This window comes from Micromonospora sp. WMMD735, assembly GCF_049178995.1.
In the GTDB taxonomy this organism is placed as follows: Bacteria; Actinomycetota; Actinomycetes; order Mycobacteriales; family Micromonosporaceae; genus Micromonospora; species Micromonospora wenchangensis.
Genome location: NZ_JBMHMJ010000002.1, coordinates 3,901,055 through 3,924,001, shown reverse-complemented (window position 1 = coordinate 3,924,001; position 22,947 = coordinate 3,901,055). Strand labels below are relative to the sequence as shown.

Below are 22,947 nucleotides of genomic sequence, written 5' to 3'. Positions count from 1 at the left end.
ACGGCGGACCGCCCTCATCATAGGAACCCGACGCAGCGCCCCGGGGCCCGTGGGTGGGCGGCCCGGGTCAGTTGACCCGGAAGCCGGTCCGGGGGTCGGCCGCCGCCCCGGAACGGTACGCGGCGAGCGCCGGCTTGTCCGAGTCGATCACCCAGTCGCCGGAGCCCTTCTGGTTGAAGTAGACGAAACCCAGCAGGTCGGGTCGTTTCCGCATGGCGGTGAAGAGTTCGCCGACCGCCCGACGACGCATCGCGCCCGGCTCGGACCCGGTCTCCACGATCAGCAGCGGCCGGGCGGTGAACTTCCGGACCTGGGTGATGGTGGGGCCGAACAGGTCGTCGAAGGTCTGCTCGCCGCGCCTGGTGAAGTAGCCGTCGATGCCGACCCAGTCCACGTACGCGTCGCCGGGGTAGAGCGGGGCGAGTTTCACCGACGGGACCGGGTTGACCACGTTCGGGGTCCAGGTCCATATCACGTTCGTGGCGTCGGCGCGGGCGAAGACGGCGTGGATGTGCCGCCAGGCGGCGACGAACTCCTTGGCGGTGTTGTCGTGCGCGCCCCAGGAGTACCAGTGGCCGTTCATCTCGTGCGCGATGGTGAGCGCCACCGGCAGGTTGAGCCGGCGTACCGCGACGGCGAACTCCAGCAGGTACGGGTCGTGCCGCCCGGCGGCGATGTCCTTCAGTTTCGCCTTGAACGGTTCCCAGCGGACGATCGGCAGTGCGCCGTACCGGTGGACCCGGCGGACCTCGGCGGCGGCGAACTCGTCGTCGAAGCTCTCGTAGATGGTGATGATGTTGGGTTTACTGCCGACCAGGTCGGCGAAGCGGTCGACCCGGCTCATGTCCTGCGGTGCGCCGCTGAGTGCCACCCCCAGGTAGCGACCCTGCGGCTGGACCAGCGGGCGGACGTCGTACGCCGGGGGCGGGCCGGTGGGGGTGGCCGACGCGCTGGGTTCGGTGGCGAACCGGGCCGGACGGCTGGCCGGGCTGGGCGCGAGCGCGGCGTAGCCGAACACCCCGATCACGAACAGCGTGACGATGGTGAACAGTTGGCGGGAGGTCACCGGGAACGCTCCGGCCGGATGTCCCGCGCCGGCTTCACCAGCAGCGCCTGCAACGCGACGGCCAGGTAGAACGCGCCACCGAGGAAGGCCGGCGCGAAGGTCCACAGGTCGTCGGTGATCATCCGGTGGGCCGCCAGGCCGGTCCACAGTGCTCCGCTGCCCGCCGTGCAGACGGCCATTCCCCACCACAGTCGACCCGTCCTGTTCTTCCGTCCCGTGCCGCCGGTGGGCTGCCAGCCCATGCTCTGCCCGCGCAGCAGGTCCCAGATGGCGAAGGCGTGCGACCAGCCGTAGATCATCTTCACGGTCCACGCCTCCACCCGGTACGCGCACCGGTGCCACAGTGGGAACACCACCAGGTTGTAGACCAGGCTCGGCACGATCCACAGGTAGTTCGCCGGGGCCACCGACTGCGGGAACCAGGCCAGCAGCACGATCGGCACCAGCGGCCCGACGAAGGTGAACAGCGCCGTGTGCAGGTAGTAGCAGAAGCCGGAGAGGTACGACAGCCGGGTGCGCAGCCGCATCCGGGTGTTCCAGAACTTCGTCGACCCCAGCAGGCTCATCGAGCCGGCGCACCAGCGGTACTGCTGGGTGAAGAACGAGTTGACGTCGGCCGGGCACAGCCCGGTGGCCAGCGGCACCGGAAGGTAGCGCAACCGCCAGCCGCGCCGCCGCATGTCGAACCCGGTGTGCACGTCCTCCGAGTGCTCGATCAGCGTGGAACCGCCGATCGCGTCGAGCGCCTCCCGGCGGTAGAGCGCGCAACTGCCGACGCAGATCGCCGCCTCGTGGTGCTGCCGGGACACCTGCACCATCCGGTAGAACAGCTCCTGCACCGCCCCGGCCCCGCGCTCCAGCCACCCCTGGCCGGCGTGCACCCGGAAGTACTGCGGGGACTGCACGATCCCGAGATCCGGCTCGGCGGCCAGGTAGGGCACCATCTCGTCGAGCATGTCGTGCCGGGGGGTGAAGTCGGCGTCCAGCACCAGGATGTGCTCGCCCAGCGTGCGCTGGTACGCGTACCGCATGTTGCCGGCCTTCTTGTACCAGCCCCGGTTGGGGCGACGCTGGTAGACGAAGCCGAAGGCGAGCGCCATCGCCTCCCGCTCGTCGGTGGCCGAGTCGTCGAGCACGTAGACGTGCACCCGGCCCGGGTAGTGGTCGACCATCCGGCTGACGTGCTCCCAGGTGTTGCGCAGCACCTCGGTCGCCTCGCCGCAGACCGGCAGGAACACGTCCACCGACGGGTGTACGGGCGGCCGGAAGTCGCGGACCAGCCGGCGGTGCCGCTCCAGGTCGAACCCGGGCGTGCCGATGTTCACCGTCGCCGAGATCAGGTAGTAGAGGACGGTGAAGCCGAACAGCGGCAGCAGCGCCAGCAGCCACGGCGCCATCCGGACGAAGAGCAACTGGCTGGTGAGCAGCCCGGTGAAGCTGACGAACGAGGCGATCATCAGCACCGGCAGCCGGCGGTTCCGGTAGGCGGACTTCTCGTCGTCGTCCGGCGGCAACGGCAGGGACGGGTCGACGCTCGCCGGTCGCCCCAGCGTCGCCGGTGCCACCGCCTCCCGCGCCGACGGCCCCACCGGGGCCGGTGCCGCAGGGGCCGGTGCGGCAGGGGCCGGCACCGCCGACGGCCCGCGCGGGATCGGCACCGGTGCCGGACCCCGACGCGTCGGCACCCTCACCGGGTTCCCCGCAGCGGGGGCCGGCAGTGGAGCGCGCGTGGCGGGGACCACCGCCGGGGGACGCGCGGGCGGAGCCGCCCTCGGCCCGCGCGGCGTCGGCACGGCCGGGTCCCGCAGACCAGGTCCGGTCATCCCACCCGGCGACGTCGGCGGTTCCACCGGGCGACCCCCTGTGGTCCGCCCCGGCCACGGCGGCGGCACCGCAGCGCGCCGCGGGGCCGGATCCCGCCCCGGCACCGGTCCGCGCTGCGTGGCCGGGCGCGGGGACGCCGGGTCGGGCGGCGGCACCGGACGGTGGAACTCCGTCGTCTCGTCGGTGCGGCCCCTGCCGGCCCGGGTGCTCACTTCGTCACCTCGGGCTTACGCACCAGCAGCCCGATGCTGAAACCCCGGACCCGCCAGGTGCGGTCGACGACGTACGGCTTGAGCGCGGCCTCCTTCGCCGGCCCGATCCGCTGCACCGGATCGTCGAGGGCTCCCTTGCGGACGACCCACACCCGCTCCGGCCGCCCCAGACACACCGGCACGTCCCGGTCGGCGCACTCCCGCGCGCCCAGGGTGCCCTGCCGGCGGGCCGGAACGGTCATCAGCACGTCCCGGGGTCGCCAGCTCTCGTCGACGTACCGGTTCACCGCGTCCCGGCTGGTGCGCTGGTCACCGGCGTCGAACGGGCCGTACACCAGGATGTCGCCGGGACGCGCGTGCGCCCGCAGCACGGCGGCGATGTCCTTGGTGCCCTGGCTGTGGCCGGTGACCCCCCGGATCTCGACCTGCACCGGGATACCGAGCAGGCCGACCGCCAGCATCGCGGCGGTGCCCCGCAGCAGCGAACTGCGCCGCAACGCCAGCGAGGCGACGAGCGCCCAGGCCGGCACCGTGAACAGCAGGTAGCGCGGCAGCCAGAGCGGGGTGAGCTGGGCGGCGAGCAGCAGGCCGACGGTGGGCAGCACCAGCCAGGCGGTGGCCACCGCCGACCGCTCCTTCATCGACATGCCGAGGAAGGCCAGGGCGAGTACCGCACCGGCGAGCAGCGGCCCGCCGAACAGCGCCTCCGGCGTGTCCACCAGCCGGTCCAGGGTGACCGGGGGAATCCAGTTGATCTGCGTACCGGTCTGCTGCCGACCCAGCCAGAGGACGGGCAGCACGGGCAGCGTGCCGGCCACGGCCGCGCCCAGCCAGCCGACGAAGCCGCGCCGGCGCTGCGCCCCCCGCCAGGCGACCAGCGCGTGCGCGACGAGCAGCAGCAGGCCCACCAGGTGCATCAGCCCCAGCAACGCCACCACGGCGGAATACCCCAGGTAGCGCAGGAACCGGGGCCGTTCCAGCAGCCGGAGCAGCAGCAGGGTGGCCAGCGCGGCGGCGCACACCGCGAACGCGTACGGCCGGGCCTCCTGCGCGTACCGGGAGGTCGTCGGCAGCACCGCGAACAGCAGTCCGGCGACCAGCCCGACCCGCAGCCCGCCGATCCGCAGGCCGATCGCGGCGACCAGGCCGGCGGCCGCCGCCATGGCCGACAGCGACGGCAGCCGCAACGCGATGTCGGAGCTGCCGGCCAGCGCCACCCAGCCGCGCATCAGCAGGTAGTACGGGCCGATGGAGGCGTCGACGTTGCGCAGCACCGCCACGAAGTCGTCGAACCCGACGGTGACCATGCCCCAGGTGGCCAGCTCGTCCTCCCACAGGCCGGGCCGGTTCAGCCCGACCCCGCCGAGGACGGCGACCACGGCCATCGGCAGCAGCCGGGCCAGGTGCCGCAGCCAGGGCGCGTCCAGCGGTTCCGGCGGGGCCGGCTGGTCGGCCTCGGTGGGCCGCCACGGGGCGGCCGGCTCGGGTGGCGCGTCCCGGACCCGGACGATCAGAGCGGTCGGCGCGTCGCTGCGGGCACCGGTGCCCCCGGTGGGCGGCATCCCGCTCACCGGGTGGCGGCGAGCAGGTCGTCCAGGACGAGGGTGCGCAGGTCGTCCCGGCTCGGCATCCGGCCCAGCGCGCGCAGCCGCCCGGACTGCGCCTTGCGCATGCCCTCCAGCAGCTTCCGGGCCTCGCGGGCGTTGCCGAAGTTCTGGTCCCGTTCGATCTGGCCGAACCATTCGAGCAGCCCGTCGGCCAGCCCGTCGGCGAGCAGGTACTCGTCGTTGCGGGCGATCCGCCCGACGATGTCGACCAACTGGACCGGGCTGTAGTTCTCGAACTCCAGCGTCTTGGCGAACCGGGACGCCAGGCCGGAGTTGGCGTCCAGGAAGGCGGCCATCTCGGTGGTGTACCCGGCGACGATCACCGCCACCTGGTCCCGGTGGTCCTCCATCAGCTTGACCAGGGTGTCGATCGCCTCCTGGCCGAAGTCGCCGCCGGCACCCCCGGCCCGGGACAGGGTGTACGCCTCGTCGATGAACAGCACCCCGCCCAGCGCCTCGGTGAACACCGACGAGGTCTTCTCGGCGGTGTGCCCGATGTACTGGCCGACCAGATCCCGCCGGGACACCTCCCGGAACTGGCCGTTCGGCAGCACCCCGAGGGCCTTGAGCAACTGCCCGTAGACCCGGGCCACCGTCGTCTTGCCGGTGCCCGGCGCGCCCGTGAAGATCAGGTGGTGGCTGACCGCGCCCACCGCCAGCCCGGCGTTGCGCCGCCACTCGTTGACCTGGATCTCGTCGATCAACGAGCGCACCTCGGCCTTCACCCCGGCCAGCCCGATCATCGAGTCGAGTTCGGCGAGCAGCTCCTCGACCTTCTGCTCGTCCTGGCCGACCGTGCCGCCGCCCGCGCTCACCCCGGCCATCGGCCGCCCGCCCGCCTCCGCCGCCCGGAACACGGTGCCGGCACCCTCCGCGATCCGGACGCCCGGGGCGGCGGTCTGCTCCGTACGGCAGCCCTCGACCGTGCCGCCGCAGCCCCGGCCGACGTCGATGCCGACGCCCCGGGTGTCGTGCACCCAGCAGTCCACGATGGTGGGGCTGCTCTGCAACGCGACCACGATGCCGGCGTCACCGGTGCCGGAGACGTCGCAGCGTTCGATGGTGGGGCGGGCCGCCTGGTAGACGTACACGCCCCGGAAGCCGGCGGCGGTGACCGTGCAGTTGCGGATGGTCGGGTCGGCCCCGAGCCGCACGATGATCCCGTCGTCGGTGACGTCGCGGATCTCGCACTGCTCGACCGTGCCGCCCGCGTCCGAGACGACCAGCCCGTGCTGGCCGCCGGTGACGGTGACCTCGACGGCCTCGACCCGGGCCCCGTCGCGTACCGAGACGGCTGCGGCGTATCCGGCGCTGGCCTGGCACTTCTCCATGCGGAGCCGGCCGCCGACCGCCTCCACCGCCGGATAGTCGCCGCCCTGCACGACCAGCCCCTGCAACAGCACCTCGCCGCCGGTGCAGGCCACCGTCGGCCGCCCGGCGGCCCGACCGTCCACGATGACCGAGCCCGGCTCGCCGGCGGCCACCAGCCGGACCCGCCGACCGTCGAGCCGGAGCGACTCGGCGTAGACGCCGGGGGCGATCGAGACGACCGTGTCGTCAGGCGCGATCTCCAACGCGTCGGTGATCGTCGGACAGGCCCCGGCTCGGTCAGGGGAGACAGTCAGCATGCGCACATGGCCCCGCTCGGTCGTGGAAGGACGGACCGGTTCGTCGTCGACGTCCGGTCGAAGGGTACCGGTCGAGCCGGGGCGGCCTCGCCCCCGCGTCAGATGGTGAAGGTGGCCTCCCGCACCGAGGCGGCCACCTTGCGCACCTCGTCCGCGCGGTCCAGCGGCGCGGTCATCCGCAGCACCAGTTGCCTGTCGATCGCGTCCTCCGGCACGCTGCGCCAGTAGGAGAGGTAGACCAGCCCGTAGCGCGGCGCACCGTCCACCCGGGCCGTCTCCGCCCAGGTGGTGAAATCGCCGCTGCGGATCCACTGCAACCCCCATGCCTCCTCCTGCCGGCGCAGCGCGGTGCGGCGCTCGTCGGTGCAGAGCCGGGGGCACTGCCGGACGACCAGGTCGCCACCGATGATCGACCCGTCGGCGGCCGGGACGCCGCACCGGTAGTGCGCCGAGCCGCTGGTGCGGCCGGCCTCGGTGCAGTTCCAGCCGGTGGGCACCCGGAAGCTGAAGTCGACCCCGGCCAGGCCGTTGATCTCCCGGGTCGGCTCGGTGCGGGCGAAGGTGGGCGCCCCGGCGGGCCAGCCGCCACCGACCGGCGGCTCCACCCCCGGCCGGCGTGGTGGCGTGGCCGGCAGCCCCAGGTCGGCGCTCGGTGTCGCGGAGGCCGGCGCGGCGACGGTGGCCGGTCCCTCGGCCGGCCGGTCGGCGGCGAGGTAGCCACCCGCCGCCCCGAGCGCCGCCGCGAGTAGGGCCACCAGCACCGACCACAGTACGGCCCGACCCCGCCCGCGCCTCGGCCCCGCGACCGGCGGGAACGGTGCCGGCGGGTACGGCGCGAGGGTCGTCGGCGGGTACGGCGGTCCCGCCCGCTGCGGCACCACCGGCGCGTGCACCGCCTGCTGCGGGCCGGCCTGCTGCGGGGCCGCCTGCTGCGGGCCGACCTGTTGCCGGCCGGCCTGGTGTGGTGTTGCCTGGCGCGGACCGAGCTGCTGCGGGGCTGCCTGGTGTGGGCTGGCCTGCGGCGCAATGGCCTGGTGCGGGCCGGCCTGGTGCCGGGCTGCTGGCTGGCCGGCCTGGTGTGGGGCCGCCTGGTGCGGGCTGGCCTGCGGCAGGGTGGCCTGGTGCGGGGCGGTCTGGTGCGGGGCCGCCGGGTGGGGCGGGGTGGCCGTGCGGGGTGGGGTCGTGCGGGGCGTGGCACCCGGCGGCACCGTGCCGCCCGTGGCCGACGCTCCGTGGCCGGCCGACGCGACAGGTCCGGTCGACGCGACAGGTCCGGCCGACGCTCCGTGGCCCGTCGACGCTCCGTGGCCCACCGACGCTCCGTGGTCCGTCGACGAAGCAGGCCCGGTGGATGCGGCGGCTCCGGTCGCCGGGGCGGGCATCGGCGGCGTGGTCTTCCCCGGCCGGGCCGCGCCCGCCGGCCCGGCGGTGCGCTGCCCGTCCGGTGCCGGTGTCCCGCCGGCCCCGGCGGCGACCGGTGCTCCAGCGACCGTTGCGCCGGTGGCCGTTGCGCCGGTGGCCGGTGTCCCGGCGACTGGCGCCCCGGTGGTCGGCCGGTGTGCCGGGTCTGACACGCCGGACGGCCCGGTCCCGGGGCCACCGGCCGGGGGCTCCCCGGCCGGGACGAGGCGCTGCCCCAACGCGAGGAAGACGTGCGCGGCCCCGGCCCCCTGCTCGGCGGCGCAGGCCACCCAGGGCATCGGGCCGGTGTGGTTGGCCCCGGTGATCGGCAGGCCGTCGGAGCGGGCCAGGGTGTTGGCCGCCGCGGCGAACGCCTCCCGCCAGCCGCCCTCGGCGGCGGCCGGCGCGAGCACGGCGACGGTGAACGGCCGCTCGGCGGCGTCCCGTGCGGCCCAGACCTCGCCCAGCTCGCACGAGCTGAGCCTGCGGTGCAGCGCGTACGGACCGACTGTCTGCATGTGGCATCCCCCCGGCCGATCGTATCGGTCCGGCACGACGCGGACCGATCGACGGACGGGCCGCCGCCGGAGTCAGTCGACCCAGTCGAGGGTGCGGGCGACCGCCTTGCGCCAGCGGCCCAGTTCCCGCTCCCGGTGCGCCGGGTCCATCCGGGACTCCCACTGCGCGTCGGAGCGCCACTGCGCGCGCAGGGTGGCCAGGTCCGGCCAGAAACCGACCGCCAGGCCGGCCGCGTACGCCGCGCCGAGGCAGGTGGTCTCGGTGATCCGGGAGCGGACCACCGGCACCGCCAGCACGTCGGCGAGGAACTGCATCAGCAGCCCGTTGGCGGTCATTCCACCGTCGACCCGCAGCCGGCGCAGCGCCACGTCGGAGTCGGCGTTCATCGCGTCGACCACCTCGCGGGTCTGCCAGGCCGACGCCTCCAGGGCCGCCCGCGCCAGGTGCCCCTTGGTGATGTAGCCGGTCAGCCCGGCGATCACCCCCCGGGCGTCGCTACGCCAGTGTGGCGCGAACAGCCCGGAGAAGGCGGGCACCACGTAGCAGCCCCCGTTGTCGTCCACGCTGGCGGCCAGCTCCTCGACCTCGGCGGCCGAGGAGATCAGCCCGAGGTTGTCCCGCAGCCACTGCACCAGCGACCCGGTCACCGCGATCGCCCCCTCCAGGGCGTATGCGGCCGGCTGGCCGTCGATCCGGTAGGCCACCGTGGTCAGCAGGCCGTGGCTGGACGGTACCGGGCTGGCTCCGGTGTTGAGCAGCAGGAAACTCCCGGTGCCGTAGGTGCACTTCGCCTCGCCGGGCTGGAAGCAGGTCTGCCCGAACAGGGCGGCCTGCTGGTCGCCGAGCGCGCTGGCCACCGGCACCCCGTCGAGCACCCCGTGGGCCGTTCCGTATACCTCCGCCGAGCTGCGGATCTGCGGCAGCATCGCGGCCGGGATGCGCAGCGCGTCGAGCAGCTCCGGGTCCCAGTCGAGGGTCTCCAGGCTCATCAGCATGGTCCGGCTGGCGTTGGTGACGTCGGTGACGTGCCGTCCGGTCAGTTTCCAGATCAGCCAACTGTCCATCGTGCCGAACAGCACCTCGCCCCGTTCGGCGCGTTCCCGTAGCCCGTCGACGTGGTCCAGCAGCCAGCGCAGCTTCGGCCCGGCGAAGTAGGTGGCCAGGGTGAGCCCGGTGCGGGCGCGCAGCCGCTCCTCGCCGTACGAGTCGGCCAGCTCGCGCAGCAGCGGGCCGGTGCGGGTGTCCTGCCAGACGACGGCGTTGGCGACCGGTCGACCGGTCGCCCGGTCCCAGACCACGGTGGTCTCCCGCTGGTTGGTGATGCCGACGGCGGCCAACCCGTCCGGGCCGGTGCCGGCGTCGGCCAGCGCGTCGCGGACCACCCGCTCGACGTTGGCCCAGATCTCCTCGGCGTCGTGCTCGACCCAACCGGGCCGGGGGAAGATCTGCCGGTGCTCGCGTTGCGCGACGGCGACGATCTCACCGGCCCGGTCGAAGACGATGCACCGCGACGAGGTGGTGCCCTGGTCGATGGCGGCGACGTACTCTCCGGTCATTTCGGCACCGTACCCGGCCCGGGTCGACGGGAGAACCGGCACGGTTCCGTACGATCTCCAGACGTGCGCGACATCGCCGTGTTCAGTGGAACCGCCCACCCCGACCTCGCCGCCGAGATCTGTTCCCACCTGGGGGTGCCGCTGCACCCGGTGCGGGTGTCCCGGTTCGCCAACGACTGCCTGGAGGTGCAGTTGCAGGCGAACTGCCGGGAGCGGGACGTCTTCCTGATCCAGCCGCTGGTGCCGCCGGTGCAGGAGAACCTCGTCGAGCTGCTGCTCATGATCGACGCCGCCCGGGGCGCGTCGGCCGGCCGGATCACCGTGGTGCTGCCGCACTACGCGTACGCCCGGTCGGACAAGAAGGACGCGCCACGCATCTCCATCGGCGCCCGGCTGGTGGCCGACCTGCTCACCTCGGCCGGCGCGCACCGGGTGCTGGCGATGACCCTGCACTCACCGCAGGTGCACGGCTTCTTCAGCGTCCCGGTCGACCACCTGCACGCGCTGCGGGAGCTGGCCGCCCACTTCCGGGGACGCGACCTGACCGACACGGTGGTGGTCTCGCCGGACCTGGGCAACGCCAAGGAGGCGGCGGCGTTCGCCCGGATGCTCGGCACCCCGGTCGCGGCCGGGGCGAAGCAGCGGTTCAGCGACGACCGGGTCACCATCAGCACGGTGATCGGCGAGGTGGCCGACCGGGACGTGATCGTGCTGGACGACGAGATCGCCAAGGGCAGCACGGTGGTCGAGCTGATCGGCCACCTGCACCAACGCAACGTCCGGTCGATCCGGCTGGCCTGTACCCACGGCCTGTTCTCCGACGGCGCGCTGACCAGGCTCGCCGCCGTCGACGGGGTACGCGAGATCGTCTGCACCAACACCGTGCCGATCCCCGCGGACAAGCGGGTGCCGGAGCTGACGGTGCTCTCGGTGGCTCCGGCGCTGGCCGAGGCGATGCGTCGCATCCACAACGGCGAGTCGGTCAGCGCCCTGTTCGGCTGACGGTCACCGGCGGGCCTGGTCGGCGGCCCGGGCCGGCGGAACCAGGGCGGTCGGACCGGGGCGGCGGGTCAGGCGAAGAGGGCGCTGATCCGCACGGTGGTGCCGGCCGTGCCGCTCTCGACCTCCATCGCGTCGCTGAGCTCCCGGGCCAGCCAGAGCCCCCAACCGCCGGCGGTGTCCGGGGCGGGCCGGCTGCGGTCGTCGAGCCGCTGCTCACTGATGCCGCTGCCGTGGTCGGAGACCTCGCAGACCAGCTCGCCGGTGCGTCGCCAGAGCCGCAGCCAGCCCCGTCCGCCACCGTGCCGCACGGCGTTGGTGATCAGTTCGTTGACCGCCAGCACGAAGTCGTCGAGCCGCTGCCCGGCCAGACCGGCCGCGTGCGCGCAGGAGCTGACCGAGTGTCTCAGCTCGGTCACCTGTGCCTGGTCGAACGCCTCGGCGATGAGAAGGGAAGGTTCGATGGGCACCACCGTACGCGGTGTGGGAAGCTCTGCGTTCGTCATGGGCCCTGTCCCGACAGCGATCTCGGAGTTTTTCACGCTATTTCTACCGTACGCCAGGCTTCTCGGGCCCGCACCGACCGGCCCGGCCGGCTGACCTGGGGACTGTGGCATCGTGGCGGCCATGCCGTCGTCCCCGCCGGGAGGTTTCGCCGACCCGCTGTGGCGTTCCGTCGCGGTCTTCCGGTTCGCCTCGCTGGCGTACGTCGGCCTGCTGGTCCTGCGCGACGCGGGTCGCTACGCCCACCCGGTCGCCGCGGGCGGCGTACTGCTGGTGATGCTGGCCTGGTCCGGGGTGACGGCGGTCGGGTACGCCCGGCCGGCCAACCGGCGCTGGCCGCTGCTCCTGGCCGACCTCGGCGTGGTCCTGGCGATCCTGGCGGTCACGCCGTGGGTGGTGGGACGCCCGGCGCTGGCCGCCGGGGTGCCCGCCCTCGCCGTGGCGTGGCTGGCCGGGCCGGTGCTGGCCTGGGCGGTCTCCGGCGGGCGGCGGCGCGGCACGGTGGCCGCGCTGCTGGTCGGCGGCACGGACCTCGTCACCCGGGGCCGGATCGGCCCGTCCTCGCTGACCGGGGCGATCCTGCTGCTGCTCGCCGGCGCGGTGGTGGGGCACGTGGCCCGGCTGGCGGTGAGCACCGAGGAACGGTTGCAGCGGGCGGTGGAGCTGGAGGCGGCGACCCGGGAACGGGAACGGCTGGCCCGGGACATCCACGACTCGGTGCTCCAGGTGCTGTCCCTGGTCCAGCGGCGCGGTGCACACCTCGACGGGGAGGCCGGTGAGCTGGCCCGGCTCGCCGGCCAGCAGGAGGTGGCGTTACGTGCGTTGATCTCCGGGGCCCCGCCGACGTCCCCCGCCGACCCGGGCGGCGAGGTCGACCTGCGGTCCCTGCTGTCCGGGTACGCCTCGGCGACGGTGCAGGTCTCCGCCCCGGCGACCCCGGTGCCGCTGCCCGCCTCGGTGGCCCGGGAGGTGGCCGCCGCGACGGCGGCGGCCCTGGACAACGTGCGGCGGCACGCCGACGGGCGGGGCTGGGTGCTCGTCGAGGACGAGGGCGACACGGTGACCGTGTCGGTGCGCGACGCCGGGCCGGGCATCCCGGAGGGTCGGCTGGTCGAGGCGGCCCGGCAGGGCCGGCTGGGGGTGGCGCAGGCCATCCGGGGACGGATGACCGACCTCGGCGGCGAGGTGCGGATCATCTCGACGCCGGGGGAGGGCACCGAGATCGAACTGATGGTGCCGAGGAGGAGCCGATGACCGGGGTACGGGTGATGGTGGTCGACGACCACCCGATGTGGCGGGAGGGGGTGGCCCGCGACCTCACCGAGGCCGGGCACCTGGTGGTGGCGACCAGCGGTGAGGGCCGCCAGGCGGTCCGGGTGGCCGCCGCCGCCCGACCCGACGTGGTGGTGCTCGACCTCCAACTGCCGGACATCTCCGGGGTGGAGGTGATCCAGGGACTGCGGGCCGCGTTGCCCCGGGTCCGGGTGCTGATGCTGTCGGCCAGCGGCGAACAGCAGGGGGTGCTGGACGCGGTGAAGGCCGGGGCCACCGGCTACCTGCTGAAGTCGGCGGCCCCGGCGGAGTTCCTGGACGCGGTGCGCCGCACCGCCGCCGGTGACCCGGTGTTCACCCCGGGCCTGGCCGGGCTGGTGCTGGGCGAGTACCGGCGGCTGGCCGCGGACCCGCCGGCCGCCGGGTCCGGCGACGACGGCGCGGCACCCCGGCTCACCGAACGGGAGACCGAGGTGCTGCGGCTGGTGGCGAAGGGGCTGTCCTACAAGCAGATCGCCGGGCGGCTCGGGCTGTCGCACCGCACCGTGCAGAACCACGTGCAGAACACGCTCGGCAAGCTCCAGCTGCACAACCGGGTGGAGCTGACCCGCTACGCGATCGAACGCGGCCTGGACGACTGAGCACGCGCCCGGACGGTTGAGGATGGCGGCCCGGACGACCCGGGGTCAGTGCGCCTCGGGCGGCCGGGTCTCGTGGATGGCCAGTTCCTCGGCGCTCGCGCCACCGCCGGCCGCGCCCGCGTCGTAGGCGATGCTGTCGGTCTCCTGGTCGGTGCGGGCCCCCTCGTCCGGTTCGACGAGCCGACCCACCTGCGCGTCGGCGACCGTGCCGAGTTGACCGTGGTCGTAGAGCGAGACCGGGGAGTTCGGGTCCGAGGTGGGGCCCGGGTCGAGCACGTCGGCGTCGAGCTGGGCCTGCGCGGCGGCCTCCTCGTTCTCCGCCTCGGCGGCGATGTCCGGGTCGACCGGCCCGGCCAGCGGGTCGTCGGCCCGCCGCTCGTACTGCTCACGGTCGAGCTTGTACTCCAACGACTCGCCGTCGAGCTGCTCGTCGGCGGTGGTGCCGAAGTGGTCGACGGCCACCGGGGTACGGTCGCCGGGCAGCTGGGCCGGGTCGGGGCCGTCGGCCTCCCGGCCGGTCAGCACGTCGTCGTGGGCGGTCGAGTCGTCGTCGGCGGTGTCGGGCAGGCCGAGCGCCTCGGGGTCGGACACGGGGGTCGGGAACTCGTCGTCGCGCATGGCTGAGCACTACCCACTGGCACGGCCCGGGTAACCGGGTCCCGCTCCCTGGATCGGGACGAAAGGGCGGTAATCAGTCGTGGTGCCAGTGTGACTCGTCCTCGGTGTGCAGCACGCACCAGATCACCTTGCCGTCCGGGAGCGGGGTGCTGCCCCAGCGCCGGGCCACCGTGTCGATCAGCAGCAACCCCCGGCCACCGGCCGAGGTGAGCGGGGCCGGCCCACCGTAGCGGGGCTGCCGCCGGGAGTGGTCCCGCACCGCCAGGTGCACCGTGTCGCCCTGCGCGGCCAACCGCAGCGTCATCGGGGTCGACGCGTGCGCCACCACGTTGTTGACCATCTCGGTGACCGCGATGCAGGCCGGTTCGGCCAGCTCCGGCACACCCCACCGGGCACAGCGCTCGGTCACCAGTTCCCGCGCCCACCGGGCCGCCCCGACCGCCGGCGTCAGCTCCTCGGTCAGCACCGCCGCCATCGGCGTACGGGCCAGGGCCGCCGTCGCGTCGGCCTCGGTCGGGTAGACCGCCAGTTCCGTCGCGTCCCCGTCGACGAGCCTTCCGGTCGGGTCGACCACCAACAGGTCGGCGGCGGGCCAGTCGCGTACCGCCCGGCGTACCCCGGCCAGCAACCGGCCGGCGGTCGCCCCGTCGGCGCGCAGCCCGGCCAGGTCGACCACGATCGGACCGGGCCGGTCGACGAGCCGGACGAGCAGCGCGTCGCGTACCCGGTCGACGTCGGTCGGCTCCAGCGTCCCGGCGAGCCGGACCAGCGCGGAGGAGTCGTCGGCCACCACCTGGCAGCCCGCCCGGGGGTGCCGGACCGTTCCCGGGGTCGGCAGGTCGGCGCGGCTCATCGTGGTGGCTTCCGGTCGGCGCGGGCCGGTCGGGTCGCCTTCCCGGCGGGGCCGGGCCGGGCCGGCCGTGTCCCCGGGGTGGCGTCGCACCCGCAGGTGACGCCGGCGACCACCACGGCGGTGACGGCGGGGGTACGGGTCATCGGCATCTCCGCTCGGTACCCCCGGACGGGCCGGGTCATGCCGCCGTGCGGCCACTGATCAGCGGTACCGCCCCGGTCAGTCGCGGCTCACCCCGGGCCGGGCCGGCACCGGCCCGGCCCGGTGTGGGGTGCCCCACAGCCTGCCCACCGGCCCGCTGACCGCTTCCGATCTGCGAGGTTTCGGCTCGTGGGGCCCCGGTTAATGGGACGCTCTGACCGGAGACCATCCCTCGCAGATCGCATGGAGGTGCACCATGCGCGTCGGCCTCGTCTGCGCGCACGCCGGGTCGTCCCGGTACGCGGAAGGACCACCCGTCGGCACCCACGAGCACGTCGCTCGGGTCGCCGGCGAGCTGGCCGGGCGCGGCCACGACGTGCGGGTGTACGAGCGTCGCGACGACCCGTCCCTGCCGGCGAGCGTCGAGATCGACGGGTACCGGGTGGAACGCGTGCCCGTCGGCCCGGCCCGCCCCACCGTCACCGCCGACCTGGTCCCGCACGTGCCCGAGTTCGGCCGCTGGTTGGCCGACCGGTGGGCGGGGGAGTGGACGCCGGAGGTGGTGCACGGGCACTACTGGATCGGCGGCCTGGCCGCCGCGCACGCCGTCCGGGAGACGGACATCCCGGTGGTGCAGACCTTCCACTCGCTCGGTGTCGAGCAGCGCCGCCACCTCGGCCGCGAGTACGACGGCCCCGGCGAGCGCATCCCGCTGGAGCGCGCGCTCACCCGGGCGGTGGACGTCGCCGTCGCCCAGTGCACCGACGAGGTCGACGAGCTGACCCGGATGGGGCTGCAACGCTCCTCGGTGGCGATGGTGCCGACCGGCGTGGACGTCGAACGGTTCCACCCCGACGGTGAGGCCGCCCCCCGCGACCAGCGGGCCCGCATCCTGTCCGTCGGCGGGCTGTCCCCGGGACACGGCCAGGACGACCTGATCCGGGCGATGCGGCTGGTCGGCGACGCGGAGCTGGTGATCGCCGGTGGGCCGCCGGCCGACCAGCTGGCCACCCACGCCGAGGCCCGGCGGCTGCGCGAGCTGGCCGAGCGGGCCGGGGTCGCCGACCAGGTCACCCTGGTCGGCGCGGTGCCGCACGACCAGCTCGCCACCTGGTACCGCTCGGCCGACGTGGTCGCCTGCACCCCGCACTACTCCGCCGCCGGCCGGGTGTCTCTGGAGGCGATGGCCTGCGGGGTGCCGGTGGTCGGCTACGCCGTGGGCGGCATCGCCGACGCGGTGGTCGACGAGGTCACCGGCCGGCTGGTGCCCCCCGGCGACGTCCGCACGCTGGGCATGACGCTGCGCCGGCTGCTCGCCGACAACGCGGGCCGGTTCGCCTACGGGCACGCCGCGGTGGACCGGGTGCGGTGCAGCTACACCTGGGAGCGGACGGCCGGCGCGCTGGAGCGGCTCTACGAGCGGGTGGTGGGCCGGCGTACCCCGGTCGAGGTGCCCGACACGGTGCCGGTCGACGTCGAGGCCGACCCGGACGCCGCCGTGACGGTGGAGGTCGAGACGCCGGTCACGGGGACGACCACCACGACCGCCGGCCCGGTCGGCGGCTGACCGCGCCCCACGACCGCTGACGGGTCAGGCGCGGGGGGCCGCGCCCACCATGGCGCGTTCCGGGGTGCGGGCCACCGCGTGGTGGTGCTGGGGTGCGGCGTACCGGGTGAGCCCGATGACCGAGGCGAGAGTGATCAGGAAGCCGACGGCGGCCAGCCACTCCCGGCCCGGCCAGATCTTGTCGTTGAGCAGCAGCAGGCCGACGATGGCGGCGGGTACCGCCCCGGCGGCGTCCATCGCGGCGACGGCCGCCGTCGTGGAGCCCCGCTGCATCGCCAGGCCGAGCAGCAGCTGACCCACCAGCGAGTGGGCGATCAGCAGGTAGAGCAGCGGGTCACGGACGAACGCCTCGGCCGACGGGGCGGAGGCCAGCGGCCGGGCGGCCACCGCGGCGGCGGAGAACGCCAACCCGGCCAGGGAGCCGAGCGCCACCGAGCCGGGTGCCCCGTGCAGGCGTACCGCGAAGAAACCGAGCAGTCCGATCCCGCCGAGCGCCAGCGCCAGGGCGACCAGGCCGGCGGTGCCGAGCCCTTTGGAGGGGGCCGGCTGGGCGGAGAGCACCAGCGCGGTGATCCCGGCGAAGAGCAGCACCAGCAGCGCCACCTCGGCGGCGGGCAGCCGCCACTTGAGCACCACCACCCCCAGCAGGGCGGTCACCCCCAGCCCCGCCGCCACGCTCGCCTGCACCAGGAACAACGGCAGGTCACGCCGGGCCAGGAAGGCCAGCACGAAGCCGGTCACCTGGCAGAGCAGCCCGATCAGGTACGTCCGGTGCCCGGCCAGCCGCAGCAGCAGCCCCGGGTCGAAGGTGTGGTGCACGGTCGTCCGGGCGGCGGCCACCGACTGGAGCATGTTGGCGAAGCCGTACGCGATGATCATCGCCGCGAGGAAGCACCAACCGGAGGACACCACCAGGCGAGAATAGAGGGCCGTTGCGTTCAGCGCGCGGTTGGCCGACCCAGCCGGGACAGCACGTCGGTGTGCAGCGGCCCGTTGGTGGCGATCGCGCTGATCTCGCCGGATGCCGTCCCACCAGGGGCGGGAGTGCCTTCCAGGGTGGTCATGGTGCCCCCGGCGGCGGTCACGATCGGCACCAGTGCGGCCACGTCCCACAGCGACAGTTCCGGCTCCACCATCACGTCCAGTGCCCCCTCGGCCAGCAGCATGTAGCCGTAGAAGTCGCCGTAGGCGCGGCTGCGCCAGGTGTCGCGCATCAACTGGAGCACCGCGTCCAGCCGGCCGGCCGCCTCCCACCCGGTCAGCGACGAGTAGCAGATGCTGGCGTCGGCGAGGTCGCGTACCCCGGAGACCCGGATCGGCTCGCCGGAGGCGGCGTCGCGCCCCGCGTACGCCCCCAGGCCGTTGGCCCCCCACCAGCGCCGGCCGAGCGCCGGGGCGGAGACCAGCCCGACCACCGGCCGGTCCCCCTCCAGCAGGGCGATCAGGGTGGCCCACACCGGCACTCCCCGGACGAAGTTCTTGGTGCCGTCGATCGGGTCGATCACCCACCGCCGGTCGTGCGGACCGGTGGCCGGCTGCTCGCCGTACTCCTCGCCGAGCAGTCCGTCGTCCGGCCGGTGGTCGGCCAGCAGCGCCCGGATCTCCCGCTCGACGGAGGTGTCCGCGTCGGAGACGGGAGTCAGGTCCGGCTTCGCCGTCACCCGCAGGTCAAGCGCCCGGAACCGGGCCATCGAGATGGCGTCGGCGGCATCCGCCAGCCGGTGGGCAAGTTCGACATCCCCCGCATACCCCGTCACCCCGAAACCCTATCCCCAACCCCACCCACCCCACCCCACCCACCCACCCGCCTCCCGCGCACGTGATCAAGAGGTTTGCGTCACGGCAGAGCTTCAGATTGACGCAAACCTCTTGATCACGTGACGCAAACGTCTTGGGTGGTCAGGAGCCGGCGAGGGGGTCGCCGGGGTTGCGTTCCGCTTCGCGGGGGTCACCCTCGCCGGCCCGGGAGGCCAGCAGCCGACGGTACGAGCCCAGCCGGCGCGGGTCGGCCTTGCCGGCGGCCACCCAGGCGTCCAGGGCGCAGTCCGCCTCGTCCGGGGTGTGTGGACAGTTGGGTGGGCAGTCCACCGTCCCCTCCACCAGGTCGGGGAACCCGTGCAGCAGGCTCTCGGCCGAGACGTGGGCCAGCCCGAAGCTGCGGATGCCCGGGGTGTCCACGATCCAGCCCGGGTCACCGTCCCCGTCCGGGGTACGCGGCAGCCGGAGCGCCACCGCGCTGGTGGAGGTGTGCCGGCCCCGACCGATCGCGCTGACCACGCCGACCGCCCGTAGCGCGTCCGGCACCAGCCGGTTGACAAGCGTGGATTTGCCCACCCCGGAGTGCCCGACCAGCACCGACACCCGGCCGGCGAGCAGGGCGCGCAGCGCGTCGAGGTCGGAGTCGGGCCGGATGAGCACGTACGGCAGCTCCAGCTCGGTGTAGTAGCCGACGACCTGCGCCGGGCCGGCCAGGTCGGCCTTGGTCAGGCAGAGCAGCGGCTCGATGTCGGCGTCGTACGCGGCGACGAGGCAACGGTCGATGAAGCCGGTCCGGGGCGGCGGGTCGGCCAGCGCGCTGACGATCACCAGTTGGTCGGCGTTGGCGACCACCACCCGTTCCAGCCGCCCTTCGGCGGTGTTCTCGTCGTCGTCGGCGGTGCGCCGCAGCACCGAGCGCCGTTCGGCGATCCGGACGATCCGGGCCAGCGCCCCGTCCACACCGGAGACGTCGCCGACCAGGCTCACCCGGTCGCCGACCACCACCGACTTGCGGCCGAGTTCGCGGGCCCGCATGGCGGTGACTGCCGCACCGTCCGGGGCGTCGGGGAGCACGCAGGTGTAGCGGCCCCGGTCGACGGCGATGACGAACCCGTCGACCGCGTCGTCGTGCCGGGGGCGGGTCCGGGTACGCGGACGTGAGGACCGGCCGGGCCGTACTCGTACGTCGTCCTCGTCGTACTCCCGTCGCTTGGTCGCCAGGACCTGCCCCCTCCGCCGTCAGTTCTTGCCGGTCACCATCGCCGACCATAGTGCCGGGAACTCCGGCATGGTCTTCGAGGTGCACGACACGTCGTCCACCTCGATGCCGCCGACGGCGAGCCCGGCCACCGCGGCGGCGTGCGCCATCCGGTGGTCGGCGTAGGTGCGGAAGGCGCCCCCGCGCAGCGGTCGGGGCCGGATCTCCAGCCCGTCGGCGGTTTCGGTCAGGTCGGCGCCGAGCCCGGTGAACTCCCGGGCCAGCGCGGCGAGCCGGTCGGTCTCGTGCCCCCGGATGTGCCCGATGCCGGTGAACGTCGACGGCGAGTCGGCAAGCATGGCGAGCGCGGTCAGTGCTGGGGTCAACTCGCTGACGTCGGACAGGTCGGCGGTCAGGCCGTGCACGGTGCCGGTGCCCCGTACGGTCAGCCCGGCGGTGGTCAGGGTGACCTCGCCACCCATCCGGTCCAGCAGCGAGCGGAGCTGCTCGACCGGCTGGACGCTGTTGTGCGGCCAGCCCTGCAGGGTCACCTCGCCGCCGGTGACCAGGGCGGCGGCGAAGAACGGGACCGCGCCGGAGAGGTCGGGTTCGATCTCCCAGCCCCGGCCGGCGAGCGGCCCCGGCTCGACCACCCAGACGTCGTCGACGGTGTCGTCGACGGCCGCCCCGGCGGCCCGCAGCATCTGCACCGTCATCCGCAGGTGCGGCGCGGAGGGCACCGGTGGGCCCTGGTGCCGGACCACCACGCCCCGGTCGAAGCGCGCCCCGGCGAGCAGCAGGCCGGAGACGAGCTGGCTGGAGGCGGAGGCGTCGATCACCACCTCGCCGCCGGTGACCCGGCCGACGCCCTGCACCACCAGGGGCAGGCTGCCGGTCTCCGGCGCGTCGATCCGGACGCCGAGTGAGCGCAGCGCGCCGATCAGCGGGCCCAGCGGCCGGACCCGGGCCTGCGGGTCGCCGTCGAAGGTGACCCGCCCGTCGGTGAGGCCGGCGACCGGCGGGACGAACCGCATCACCGTGCCGGCGAGCCCGACGTCGACGTGGGCCGGGCCGACCAGCCGGTGCGGCCGGACCAGCCAGCGGTCGTCGTCGGAGACCGAGACGTGGGCACCCATCGCCCGCAGCCCGCCCGCCATGAGTTCGGTGTCGCGGGCGCGCAGCGGCCCGTGCAGTGTCGACGGGCCACCGGCCAGTGCGCTGAGCACCAGGGCCCGTGCGGTCATCGACTTGGAGCCGGGTAGGCGCAGGGCGGCGGTGACCGGGGCGGTGGCGGTCGGTGCGGCCCAGGGCTGTTGCGGACGGGTGGCGGTCAGGTTTCCCACGGTCACATTCTGCCAACCCGACGACGATTTCGAGACTACCGTCGGGCCGACTCCCGGTGGGCGGGACAGCCGATGGCGGCGCGGGGGGTTAGCGTTGGCGTCATGTGCGGCAGGTACGCGACGACCCGGAGTTCCGGGGACCTGAGCGCCGTCTTCGAGTCGTACGACGACACCGACGGCGGGGTCCGGCCGGACCACAACGTCGCGCCGACCGACCGGGTGCCGGTGGTGCGGGTCGATCCGGAGCGGGGGCGGGCGCTCTCGGTGGGTCGCTGGGGGCTGGTGCCGCACTGGGCGAAGTCGGCCGCCGGGGCGGCCCGGATGATCAACGCGCGGGCCGAGACGGTCGCCACCAGCCGGGCGTACGCCCTGCCGTTCGCCCGTCGCCGCTGCCTCGTCCCGGCCGACGGCTGGTACGAGTGGGTGCGCCGGGCCGACGGCGGCAAGCAGCCGTACTTCATGACCCCGCGGGACGGCTCGGTGCTGGCGTTGGCGGGGATCTGGTCCCGCTGGGCGGAGACGCTCACGTTCAGCGTGCTCACCACGGCTGCGGTGGGCGAGTTGGCCGAGGTGCACGACCGGATGCCGCTGCTGCTGCCGCCCGACCGGTGGGCGGACTGGCTGGCCCCGGCCGACGATCCGGCGGCGTTGCTGGTCCCGCCGTCGGCGGACTGGCTCGCCGGGCTGGAGATCCGCCCGGTCGGTACGGCGGTGGGCGACGTGCGCAACGACGGCCCGGAGTTGACCGCCCGGGTGTCGCTGGACCGGGAACGCTCCCACGGGAACGACGCACTGTTCTGATCGCGATAGGTGACATTGGCGCGTACGAATTGCCGGGTTTATCAGTGAAATGTCGCTCGGATTTTCTGCCATCTTTCCGGCACACCCCTTGTCTCCGTAGCCGACGGTGCGATACAACACAGCGCTGGCACTGGGAGCGTCCTCGCGCAGTGCGAACGACGCCCGTCGATCTTGCCGGTCCCACGGGGGAGGTGGGTGTGATGACCCGGGCACGTATGCCCCGACCGCACGAGGTGGCCGCCGCACGACGGGATCCGCGACTGCTCCGCGCGTTGCGGGACCGCCGTTCCGACGATGCCTGGCGGACCAGAGGTACCTGCCAGAGCGTGGACCCGGAGACGTTCTTTCCGGCGCCCAACGAACCGGCCGACGCGGCGGTCGCGCTCTGCCGCAGCTGCGACGTGCAGGGTTCCTGCCTGGCCTGGGCGCTGGAGGTGGGCGACACCCACGGCGTGTGGGGCGGCACCACGCCCCGCGAGCGTCGGGCCATGCTGGTCGCCTGGCGGGGCGAGGTCGGCTCCGACAGCGGCGCGGCCGGCGACGCCGGTCCACCGGTGCGCGACCAGTTGCTCACCCTGGTGCCGTTGAGCTGATCATCCCGCCGGCCACGGCGCAGAATGACCGGATGTCCCGCTCCACACAGCTCGACACCCCGCGCGGCCCGGCCCGGGTCGACACCGACCGGCCGGCCGGCCCGCCGACGTCCCTGCTCGTGCTCGGCCACGGGGCCGGCGGCGCGGTGGACGCGCCGGACCTGCTGGCCGTCCGTGACGCCGCCTGCGACGCCGGGGTGCTGGTGGCCCGGGTGACCCAGCCCTACCGGGTGGCCGGCCGTCGGGCACCGGCCCCGGCGGGTCACCTGGACGAGGCGTGGACGGCGGTGCTGGCCGTGCTGCGCCGCCGGCATCCCGACCTGCCGCTGCTGGTCGGTGGCCGGTCCAGCGGCGCCCGGGTGGCCTGCCGGACGGCCGGCCCGGTGGGGGCGGTCGGGGTCGTCGCGCTGGCCTTTCCACTGCACCCGCCCGGCCGCCCGGAGCGCTCCCGGGCCGACGAGCTGGCAACCGGCCTGCCCACGCTGGTGGTCAACGGCGACCGGGACCCGTTCGGGCTGCCCGTCGCCGCCGCAGCGGTGCAGGTGGTGGTGCGCCGTGGCGAACGTCACGACCTGCGCCAGGACCCGGCCGGGGTGGCCGCCGCGGTGCTCGGCTGGCTACGCACGCACGGGTGGGCCCGCTGAGGGTCGCGGCGACCCGCGGGCGGTCGGTTCGCCGTGCTGACGACCCGTTTCCGCCCCGCCGGACCCCTCGTTGCATCCGGTGGTGCCGACCTTCCGGTTCGGGTGGTCGGGACCGTCCCTCCCAGGCCCTTCCTGGTCCCAGTCCTCCGGTAGCCGACCGGGCGGGCCGGGACCAGGAGCGGGGGCCGGCGGAATGTGCGGC

The 22,947-nt window shown here is 74.4% G+C and carries 21 protein-coding genes; 7 read left to right on the top strand and 14 right to left on the bottom strand.

Going from position 1 to position 22,947, the window contains the following annotated elements; translation table 11 throughout:
- Positions 1-67 precede the first annotated feature (67 nt).
- From ACN268_RS16655 to glpK, 6 genes are all read right to left on the bottom strand, one after another.
- Positions 68-1,066, bottom strand: a complete 999-nt coding sequence (locus tag ACN268_RS16655) for a glycoside hydrolase family 26 protein (protein WP_421483965.1) — start codon at positions 1,064-1,066, stop codon at positions 68-70.
- Complete coding sequence (locus tag ACN268_RS16650; RefSeq protein WP_421483964.1) at positions 1,063-2,724, bottom strand: glycosyltransferase family 2 protein; 1,662 nt, start codon at positions 2,722-2,724, stop codon at positions 1,063-1,065. Before ACN268_RS16650 ends, ACN268_RS16655 begins: the two co-directional genes overlap by 4 nt.
- A gap of 374 nt (positions 2,725-3,098) precedes the next feature.
- Positions 3,099-4,664: a glycosyltransferase family 39 protein gene (locus tag ACN268_RS16645; RefSeq protein ID WP_421483963.1), complete on the bottom strand. Its 1,566-nt coding sequence runs from the start codon at positions 4,662-4,664 to the stop codon at positions 3,099-3,101.
- A gap of 5 nt (positions 4,665-4,669) precedes the next feature.
- A complete protein-coding gene (locus tag ACN268_RS16640; protein WP_421483962.1) occupies positions 4,670-6,337 on the bottom strand; it encodes a right-handed parallel beta-helix repeat-containing protein in 1,668 nt (555 codons plus the stop codon).
- Between the two features lie 98 nt (positions 6,338-6,435).
- On the bottom strand, positions 6,436-8,256 hold the full coding sequence (locus tag ACN268_RS16635) for a hypothetical protein (RefSeq protein ID WP_421483961.1): 1,821 nt from the start codon (positions 8,254-8,256) through the stop codon (positions 6,436-6,438).
- Positions 8,257-8,328: 72 nt separating this feature from the next.
- Entirely contained in the window at positions 8,329-9,813 is a 1,485-nt protein-coding gene (gene glpK, locus ACN268_RS16630) for a glycerol kinase GlpK (RefSeq protein ID WP_421483960.1), read from the bottom strand.
- Between the two features lie 63 nt (positions 9,814-9,876).
- Here glpK and ACN268_RS16625 point away from each other — a divergent pair, with 63 nt between their 5' ends.
- Entirely contained in the window at positions 9,877-10,815 is a 939-nt protein-coding gene (locus ACN268_RS16625) for a ribose-phosphate diphosphokinase (protein ID WP_421483959.1), read from the top strand.
- 68 nt (positions 10,816-10,883) lie between these two features.
- Here ACN268_RS16625 and ACN268_RS16620 read toward each other — a convergent pair whose 3' ends face one another.
- Positions 10,884-11,318: an ATP-binding protein gene (locus ACN268_RS16620; protein WP_421483958.1), complete on the bottom strand. Its 435-nt coding sequence runs from the start codon at positions 11,316-11,318 to the stop codon at positions 10,884-10,886.
- 121 nt (positions 11,319-11,439) lie between these two features.
- On the opposite strand from ACN268_RS16620, the gene macS reads away from it, so the two are divergent.
- Both macS and ACN268_RS16610 read left to right on the top strand, forming a co-directional pair.
- A complete protein-coding gene (gene macS / locus ACN268_RS16615; protein WP_421483957.1) occupies positions 11,440-12,570 on the top strand; it encodes a MacS family sensor histidine kinase in 1,131 nt (376 codons plus the stop codon).
- Positions 12,567-13,229 (top strand): response regulator, encoded by a 663-nt coding sequence (locus tag ACN268_RS16610; protein ID WP_421483956.1) that lies wholly within the window; start codon positions 12,567-12,569, stop codon positions 13,227-13,229. Before macS ends, ACN268_RS16610 begins: the two co-directional genes overlap by 4 nt.
- A gap of 45 nt (positions 13,230-13,274) precedes the next feature.
- On the opposite strand, the gene ACN268_RS16605 is transcribed toward ACN268_RS16610, so the two are convergent.
- The 3 genes from ACN268_RS16605 to ACN268_RS16595 form a co-directional block, all read right to left on the bottom strand.
- Positions 13,275-13,847, bottom strand: coding sequence for a DUF5709 domain-containing protein (locus ACN268_RS16605; protein WP_357929788.1), 573 nt, complete (start codon positions 13,845-13,847; stop codon positions 13,275-13,277).
- A gap of 73 nt (positions 13,848-13,920) precedes the next feature.
- Positions 13,921-14,700: an ATP-binding protein gene (locus tag ACN268_RS16600; RefSeq protein WP_421483955.1), complete on the bottom strand. Its 780-nt coding sequence runs from the start codon at positions 14,698-14,700 to the stop codon at positions 13,921-13,923.
- The gene (locus ACN268_RS16595) at positions 14,697-14,843 is read right to left on the bottom strand and encodes a hypothetical protein (protein WP_421483954.1); all 147 of its coding nucleotides are present in this window, start codon (positions 14,841-14,843) and stop codon (positions 14,697-14,699) included. The genes ACN268_RS16600 and ACN268_RS16595 overlap by 4 nt, the downstream gene beginning before the upstream one ends.
- A gap of 254 nt (positions 14,844-15,097) precedes the next feature.
- Between ACN268_RS16595 and ACN268_RS16590 the strand changes: the two genes are divergently transcribed.
- Complete coding sequence (locus ACN268_RS16590; RefSeq protein ID WP_421483953.1) at positions 15,098-16,408, top strand: glycosyltransferase; 1,311 nt, start codon at positions 15,098-15,100, stop codon at positions 16,406-16,408.
- A gap of 24 nt (positions 16,409-16,432) precedes the next feature.
- Here ACN268_RS16590 and ACN268_RS16585 read toward each other — a convergent pair whose 3' ends face one another.
- The 4 genes from ACN268_RS16585 to aroA form a co-directional block, all read right to left on the bottom strand.
- On the bottom strand, positions 16,433-17,287 hold the full coding sequence (locus ACN268_RS16585) for a hypothetical protein (RefSeq protein ID WP_421486915.1): 855 nt from the start codon (positions 17,285-17,287) through the stop codon (positions 16,433-16,435).
- A gap of 59 nt (positions 17,288-17,346) precedes the next feature.
- Entirely contained in the window at positions 17,347-18,165 is an 819-nt protein-coding gene (hisN, locus tag ACN268_RS16580) for a histidinol-phosphatase (protein ID WP_421483952.1), read from the bottom strand.
- A gap of 142 nt (positions 18,166-18,307) precedes the next feature.
- Complete coding sequence (gene rsgA / locus ACN268_RS16575) at positions 18,308-19,240, bottom strand: ribosome small subunit-dependent GTPase A (RefSeq protein ID WP_421483951.1); 933 nt, start codon at positions 19,238-19,240, stop codon at positions 18,308-18,310.
- Between the two features lie 165 nt (positions 19,241-19,405).
- Positions 19,406-20,707 carry a 3-phosphoshikimate 1-carboxyvinyltransferase gene (gene aroA, locus ACN268_RS16570; protein ID WP_421483950.1) on the bottom strand — a complete coding sequence of 434 codons (1,302 nt, stop codon included), beginning with the start codon at positions 20,705-20,707 and terminating at the stop codon, positions 19,406-19,408.
- A 102-nt stretch (positions 20,708-20,809) separates the two neighbouring features.
- On the opposite strand from aroA, the gene ACN268_RS16565 reads away from it, so the two are divergent.
- The 3 genes from ACN268_RS16565 to ACN268_RS16555 all read left to right on the top strand — a co-directional run bounded on the left by ACN268_RS16565 (position 20,810) and on the right by ACN268_RS16555 (position 22,745).
- Positions 20,810-21,508 carry an SOS response-associated peptidase gene (locus ACN268_RS16565; RefSeq protein WP_421483949.1) on the top strand — a complete coding sequence of 233 codons (699 nt, stop codon included), beginning with the start codon at positions 20,810-20,812 and terminating at the stop codon, positions 21,506-21,508.
- 200 nt (positions 21,509-21,708) lie between these two features.
- A complete protein-coding gene (locus ACN268_RS16560) occupies positions 21,709-22,101 on the top strand; it encodes a WhiB family transcriptional regulator (RefSeq protein ID WP_421483948.1) in 393 nt (130 codons plus the stop codon).
- 32 nt (positions 22,102-22,133) lie between these two features.
- The gene (locus ACN268_RS16555) at positions 22,134-22,745 is read left to right on the top strand and encodes an alpha/beta family hydrolase (RefSeq protein ID WP_421483947.1); all 612 of its coding nucleotides are present in this window, start codon (positions 22,134-22,136) and stop codon (positions 22,743-22,745) included.
- Positions 22,746-22,947 lie beyond the last annotated feature (202 nt).